This is a genomic window from Nocardia higoensis NBRC 100133 (assembly GCF_000308595.1).
Classification (GTDB): Bacteria; Actinomycetota; Actinomycetes; order Mycobacteriales; family Mycobacteriaceae; genus Nocardia; species Nocardia higoensis.
The window spans coordinates 20,743-27,168 of the sequence record NZ_BAGA01000128.1 but is presented as its reverse complement, the minus strand read 5'-3'; the positions used below and the strand labels follow the sequence as shown (position 1 = coordinate 27,168).

The window sequence follows — 6,426 nt, the reverse complement described above, 5'->3', positions numbered from 1 at the left end:
GCGTGGTGATGCTGCGCTGCCTCCTCCGGGCCCTGACCGCTCACAGGCCGAGCTCCCGCCCGATCAGCATCAACTGCACCTCTGTCGTCCCTTCGCCGATCTCCAGTATCTTGCTGTCGCGGTAGTGCCTGGCGACAGCGTATTCGTTCATGAAGCCGTTGCCGCCGAAGATCTGGGTGGCATCGCGGGCGTTGTCCATGGCGGCCTCGCTGGCGACCAGCTTGGCGATGGATGCCTGCTTCTTGAAGGGCTTGCCCGAGAGCATGAGCGCGGCCGCGTCGTAGTAGGCGGCGCGAGCGGCGTGCGCGCGGGCCTCCATGCGGGCGATCTTGAAAGCGATGGCCTGGTAGGTGCCGATCGGCTTGCCGAAAGCCAGGCGCTCCTTGGCGTAACGGACACTCTCGTCCACGCAGCCCTGGGCGGCGCCGACCGACAGCGCGGCGATGGCGATGCGGCCCTCGTCGAGGATGCGCAGGAAGTTGGCGTAGCCGCGGCCGCGCTCGCCGAGCAGGTTCTCCTGCGGCACCCGCACGTCGGTGAACGTCAGCGGATGGGTGTCCGAGGCGTTCCAACCGACCTTGTTGTAGGCGGGTTCGGCGACGAAACCGGGAGTGTTCGCGGGGACGAGGATGGTGGAGATCTCCTTCTTGCCCTCGGTCGTGCCGGTCACCGCGGTCACCGTCACCAGGGTGGTGATGTCGGTGCCGGAGTTGGTGATGAACTGCTTGCGGCCGTTGATGACCCAGTCGTCGCCGTCGAGCACCGCGGTGGTCCTGGTGCCGCCCGCGTCGCTGCCCGCGTCCGGCTCGGTGAGACCGAAGCCGGCCAGGGCGCGCCCGCTGGTGAGCTCGGGTAGCCAGCGCTGCTTCTGCTCCTCGTTGCCGAAGCGGTAGATCGGCATGGCGCCCAGCGAGACGCCTGCCTCCAGGGTGATCGCCACGCTCTGGTCCACCTTGCCCAGCTCCTCGAGCGCGAGACACAGGGCGAAGTAGTCGCCGCCCATGCCGCCGTACCCCTCGGGGAACGGCAGGCCGAACAGGCCCATCTCGGCCATGCCCGCGACCACCTCGTAGGGAAAGGTGTGCGCGGCATCGTGCTCGGCCGCGACCGGCGCCACCACCGACTGCGCGAAATCTCGCACGGTCAGCGCGAGATCGCGGTACTCCTCGGGCAGGGTGCCGGTGGACAGGAAGTCGGTCATGCGGAAAGTCCTTCTCGCTCGGCGGAATCGGATGACGGTGCGGCGCCGACCGTGGCGTCGCTGTCGGATGCTGCGGCGTCCCCGGCGGGCGTCGTGACGATGCGGGCCAGCAGTTCGTCCAGCCGGACCTGGTCGCCCGCCGTGACGAGCACCTCGACGACGCCGTCCACGGGAGCGGTGAGCGTGTGCTCCATCTTCATGGCCTCCACGACGACGATCGGGGTGCCCGCGGTGACCTGTGTGCCGGAGGCGACCGGCGTCGCGATCACCGAACCCGGCATGGGGCTGTGGATCTCGGCATCGCCGACGTGCGCGGAATCGCCGCGGACACTGACCTCGGGGACCGCGCGCAGCGTGGTCACGCCGTCGGGACCGGCGACCCACAGTGCGTCGCCCTGTTCGGCGACCCGGTAGGTCCGGCGCAGTCCGTCGACGGTCAGCGCGAGCACCCCGCGCGCCACCGTGGAGCCGGTACCGGGGGCGGTGCCCGCGGACTCGAATTCGGCTCGTACCCGGCGGTTCTCGCCCTCTCCGATTCGGACCGTGGCGTCTTCCGGGACGCCGGTCAGGTACACGTGCTCGATGCGCTCGCCCGCGGCGAGGCGGATCGGGGTCGGCGCGGGCGCGCCGACCCGCCATCCGGACGGCACGTCCCACAGCGAGCGCGACGCCTCGGTTCCCGCATGTCCCGGTTCACGGCGCAGCCAGTGGTAGGCGGCAGCCACGACGAAATCGTCGTCGGAGGCGACGGCGGGCACGAAGTCGTCGACCCGACGGTCCAGCAGTCCGGTGTCGAGCCTGCCCGCGCGGACATCCGGGTCGGCGAGCAGGAAGCGCAGGAACTCGATATTGCTGGTCACGCCCAGCAGAGCGGTGTTCGCGAGCGCGCGATCCAAGCCGGCCAGCGCGGCGGCGCGGTCGGGTGCGTGCACGATGACCTTCGAGAGCATCGGGTCGTAGTCGCTGCCGACCACGGTGCCTGCCCGCAGTCCCGAATCCACCCGTACGCCCGGGCCTTGCGGCTCGAACAGGTCCAGCACCGTGCCGCCGGTGGGCAGGAAGCCGCGGCCGGGGTCCTCGGCGTAGACGCGCGCCTCGACGGCGTGGCCGCTCAGCCGGATATCGTCCTGCGAGAGGCCGAGTTCCGCGCCCGCGGCGATGCGCACCTGAGCCTCCACGAGGTCCACGCCGGTGACCATCTCGGTGACCGGGTGCTCCACCTGCAGACGGGTGTTCATCTCCATGAAGAAGAACTCGTCGGGGCGGTCGGCGGAGACGATGAACTCGACGGTGCCCGCGCCGACGTAATCGACGCTGCGGGCGGTATCGCAGGCGGCCGCGCCGATCCTCGCACGGGTCTCGGCGTCGAGCAGCGGCGACGGCGCCTCCTCGATGACCTTCTGATGCCTGCGCTGGAGACTGCATTCGCGTTCGCCGAGATGCAGGACGGTGCCGTGGGTATCGGCGAGGATCTGCACCTCGATGTGGCGAGGACGGGTGACGAAGCGTTCCAGGAACAGAGTGTCGTCCCCGAAAGCCGAGCCGGCCTCCCGGCGCGCGCTGACCAGGGCGGCGGGCAGTTCGGCGGGGTCGTCGACGCGGCGCATGCCCTTGCCGCCGCCGCCGGCCGAGGGCTTCACCAGCACCGGGTAGCCGATGTCGGCAGCGGCCGCGATCAGTTCCGCGTCGGTGAGCCCGGGCCGGGCGATACCCGGCACCACGGGAACGCCGAAGGCAGAGACGGTGGTCTTCGCGGCGATCTTGTCGCCCATGATCTCGATGGCGCGAGCGGGCGGGCCGAGGAAGACGATGCCCGCCTTCTCCAAGGCCGCGGCGAACGCGGCGTTCTCCGAGAGGAATCCGTAGCCGGGGTGTACGGCCTGGGCTCCGGTGCGCCGCGCGGCGTCGACCACCTTGTCGATGTCGAGATAGCTCTGCCGAGCCGGGGCCGGACCGAGGCGGACGGCTACATCGGCTTCGCGGACGTGGCGGGCGCCGGCGTCGGCATCGCTGTAGACGGCGACCGAGCGGATGCCGAGGGCACGCAGGGTGCGCAGGACGCGCACCGCTATCTCGCCGCGATTGGCGACGAGGACGGTGTCGAAGGTACGGGTCGGTTCAGTCATCGCGCTCACATCCGGAAGACGCCGTAGGAGACCGGTTCCAGCGGCGCCTGCCCGCACACCGACAGGGCCAGGCCGAGTACGGTCCTGGTGTCGGCCGGGTCGATCACGCCGTCGTCCCACAGTCGTGCGGTCGAGTAGTAGGGATTGCCCTGGTGTTCGTACTGCTCGCGGATGGGGGCCTTGAAGGCCTCCTCGTCCTCGGGTGACCAGGGGTTACCGGAACTGTCGAGCTGGTCGCCGCGCACCGTGGCCAGCACCGAGGCCGCCTGCTCGCCGCCCATCACCGAGATCCGAGCGTTCGGCCACATCCACAGGAAGCGAGGCGAATAGGCGCGCCCGCACATGGAATAGTTGCCTGCGCCGTAGGAGCCGCCGATCACCACGGTGAGCTTCGGCACCCGCGCGCAGGCCACCGCGGTCACCATCTTCGCGCCGTGCTTGGCGATGCCGCCCGCCTCGTAGTCGCGGCCGACCATGAAGCCGGTGATGTTCTGCAAGAACAGCAGCGGGATCTCGCGCTTGTCACACAGTTCGATGAAATGCGCGCCCTTCATAGCCGATTCGGCGAACAGCACGCCGTTGTTGGCAACGATGCCGACCGGATGCCCGTGGATGCGGGCGAAGCCGGTGACCAGGGTGGTGCCGTATTCGGCCTTGAACTCGTGGAAACCGCTGCCGCCCTCGGGGTTCCCGTCGACGAGCCGGTGGATCACCTCGCGCACGTCGTAGGGGGTGCGCGCGTCGACCGGCACGACATCGTAGATCTCGTCTGTGGGCAGTGTGGGTGCGACGGAGCGGCGAACCTCCCAGGGGGTGTCCGGGCGCGGGCCCAGGGTGTCGACGATGCGGCGCACGATGCGCAGCGCGTCGCGGTCGTCCTCGGCGAGATGGTCGGTGACGCCGGAGGTGCGCGAATGCAGTGCGCCGCCGCCCAATTCCTCGGCGGTGACCACCTCGCCGGTCGCGGCCTTCACCAGCGGCGGGCCGCCCAGGAAGATGGTGCCCTGATCGCGGACGATCACCGCCTCGTCGCTCATGGCGGGCACATAGGCGCCACCCGCGGTGCAGGAACCCATGACGGCCGCGATCTGGGCGATGCCCTTGGCGCTCATGGTGGCCTGGTTGTAGAAGATCCGGCCGAAGTGCTCGCGGTCGGGGAAGACCTCGTCCTGGCGGGGCAGGAACGCGCCGCCGGAATCGACCAGGTAGACGCACGGCAGGTTGTTCTGCAGCGCGACCTCCTGCGCGCGCAAATGCTTCTTCACCGTGATCGGGTAATACGTGCCGCCCTTGACGGTGGCGTCGTTGGCGACGATCACGCATTCGCGCCCGGAGACCCGGCCGATGCCGGTGATGATTCCCGCGCCCGGGCACTGGTCGTCGTACATCCCGTGGGCCGCCAGCGGGGAGAGCTCCAGGAACGGGCTGCCCGGGTCGAGCAGTTGGTCGACCCGCTCGCGCGGCAGCAGCTTGCCGCGTGCCACGTGCCGTTCACGCGCCTTGGCGGGCCCGCCGAGTGCGGCGGTCGCCAATCGCTCGCGCAACTGCGCGGTGAGCGCCTGGTGCGCCGCGCGGTTGCCGACGTCCTGGGTGATCGTCATCCCGCCTCACTTTTCGAAAGATGCGGTGGAGCGTCCGGTTCGGCCGATCCAGTTAGTCGCTGATAACTGGAATTCAGGTTAAACTCCATTAACCGAGTTGTCCAGAGCTCACACCGAGCGGTGTCCGTGCCGCTCGTGCGGAGCGGGTGGAGCGGCCGTGTGGATGTCGGCGGACGAGTGGGAGGCGAGTACGTGGTCGAGACCGAGGCCGCCGGTGGCACGCGCAGAGAGCAGTTGAAGGCCGAACGGCGCAGGCAACTGCTCGACGCGGGCGCGCGCCTGATCGCCGAACGCGGATTCCTCGGCGTGCGGCTCGACGACCTCGGCGCGGCCGTCGGCATCAGCGGGCCCGCCGTCTACCGGCATTTCGCCAGCAAGGAAGCACTGCTCGTCGAGTTGCTGGTCGGGATCAGTCAACGGCTGCTCGCGGGCGGCCGAGCGGTATACGACGAATATCTGGCCGGCATCACCGATGCCGATGCCGATGCCGACCGGCGCGACGGCGGCCGAGGAGTCGGCGGTGGGCGGGCCGATATCGCCTTCCGGGAAGACCTCGACGGCCGGGCAGGTGACGGTCCAGGCGGACGGAAGGCCGGCCGGATGGACGTCTCATTCCGGGGGACCGGCGGCGATGCCGGTGGGGGTGCCGTGACCGCGCTGGCCGCGTTGGTGGACTTCCACCTCGATTTCGCGCTCGGCGAGCCCGAGCTCATCCGGATCCAGGACCGCGACCTCGACAATCTGCCCGTGTCGGCGCGGCGGCAGGTGCGTCGCACCCAGCGCGAATACGTGGAGGTCTGGGTGGCCGTGCTCTGCCGGTTGCTACCCGCGCTGCCGGAGGAACAGGCCCGGGTGCGGGCGCACGCGGTGTTCGGCCTGCTGAACTCGACCCCGCACAGCGCCGGATCGGCGACCGCCGCCCGGGCCAGGCCCGTGCTGCGCGACATGGCGTTGTCCGCGCTCGCGGTCCCGCCGAGCCGAAGCGAGTCGGGTTAGGGTGAGGCCATGGCCTCGCTCTCGGATGATCGGGTTCGCGAATTCCTCACCCACGGCACCAGGACGGGCAAGCTCGCCTTCGTCGCCTCGGACGGGCGCCCGGTGGTCGCGCCCATCTGGTTCCTCGTCGAGGGGGCGGAGGTCGTCTTCAGTACCGGCGCCGACACCGCCAAAGGCAAGGCCTTCGCGCGTGACCCGCGGGTGGCCCTGTGCGTGGATCTCGAGGATCCGCCCTATGCCTTCGTGCAGATCCAAGGCACCGTCACGACCTCCGAGGAGCCGGACGAGCTGCTGCGCGTCGCCACGGCCCTGGGCGCGCGTTATATGGGCGCCGACCGGGCCGAGGAGTTCGGCCGCCGTAACGGCGTGCCCGGTGAACTGGTCGTGCGTCTGCACCCGGCCAAGGTGATCGCCGCATTCGACGTGACGGCCTGAACCGCGCCGCGCGGCTCCCTTCGGCGGCCGTGTGCAGGACGTGAGCGCGACATCACCGACTCGTGGC

General features: G+C 70.0%; 5 protein-coding genes. 2 read left to right on the top strand and 3 right to left on the bottom strand.

Translation table 11 applies throughout. The features are described from left to right. Positions 1-40: 40 nt before the first annotated feature. From ON26_RS23345 to ON26_RS23335, 3 genes are read right to left on the bottom strand one after another with little or no spacing between them, the layout of a single operon-like run. A complete protein-coding gene (locus ON26_RS23345; RefSeq protein WP_040798577.1) occupies positions 41-1,201 on the bottom strand; it encodes an acyl-CoA dehydrogenase family protein in 1,161 nt (386 codons plus the stop codon). Next, complete coding sequence (locus ON26_RS23340; protein WP_040798575.1) at positions 1,198-3,327, bottom strand: acetyl-CoA carboxylase biotin carboxylase subunit; 2,130 nt, start codon at positions 3,325-3,327, stop codon at positions 1,198-1,200. Before ON26_RS23340 ends, ON26_RS23345 begins: the two co-directional genes overlap by 4 nt. Before the next feature lie 5 nt (positions 3,328-3,332). Next, positions 3,333-4,928 carry a carboxyl transferase domain-containing protein gene (locus ON26_RS23335; protein ID WP_040798574.1) on the bottom strand — a complete coding sequence of 532 codons (1,596 nt, stop codon included), beginning with the start codon at positions 4,926-4,928 and terminating at the stop codon, positions 3,333-3,335. A 192-nt stretch (positions 4,929-5,120) separates the two neighbouring features. Here ON26_RS23335 and ON26_RS34940 point away from each other — a divergent pair, with 192 nt between their 5' ends. Both ON26_RS34940 and ON26_RS23325 read left to right on the top strand, forming a co-directional pair. Continuing rightward, positions 5,121-5,924: a TetR/AcrR family transcriptional regulator gene (locus ON26_RS34940; protein ID WP_040798578.1), complete on the top strand. Its 804-nt coding sequence runs from the start codon at positions 5,121-5,123 to the stop codon at positions 5,922-5,924. 9 nt (positions 5,925-5,933) lie between these two features. Beyond that, on the top strand, positions 5,934-6,359 hold the full coding sequence (locus ON26_RS23325; protein WP_040798572.1) for a PPOX class F420-dependent oxidoreductase: 426 nt from the start codon (positions 5,934-5,936) through the stop codon (positions 6,357-6,359). The last annotated feature ends 67 nt before the right edge of the window (positions 6,360-6,426 follow it).

Bases quoted from the DNA above. Each gene is read 5' to 3' on its own strand.
- ON26_RS23335 (WP_040798574.1), bottom strand. From the start codon at position 4,928: ATGACGATCACCCAGGACGTCGGCAACCGCGCGGCGCACCAGGCGCTC.
- ON26_RS23345 (WP_040798577.1), bottom strand. From the start codon at position 1,201: ATGACCGACTTCCTGTCCACCGGCACCCTGCCCGAGGAGTACCGCGAT.
- ON26_RS23325 (WP_040798572.1), top strand. From the start codon at position 5,934: ATGGCCTCGCTCTCGGATGATCGGGTTCGCGAATTCCTCACCCACGGC.
- ON26_RS23340 (WP_040798575.1), bottom strand. From the start codon at position 3,327: ATGACTGAACCGACCCGTACCTTCGACACCGTCCTCGTCGCCAATCGC.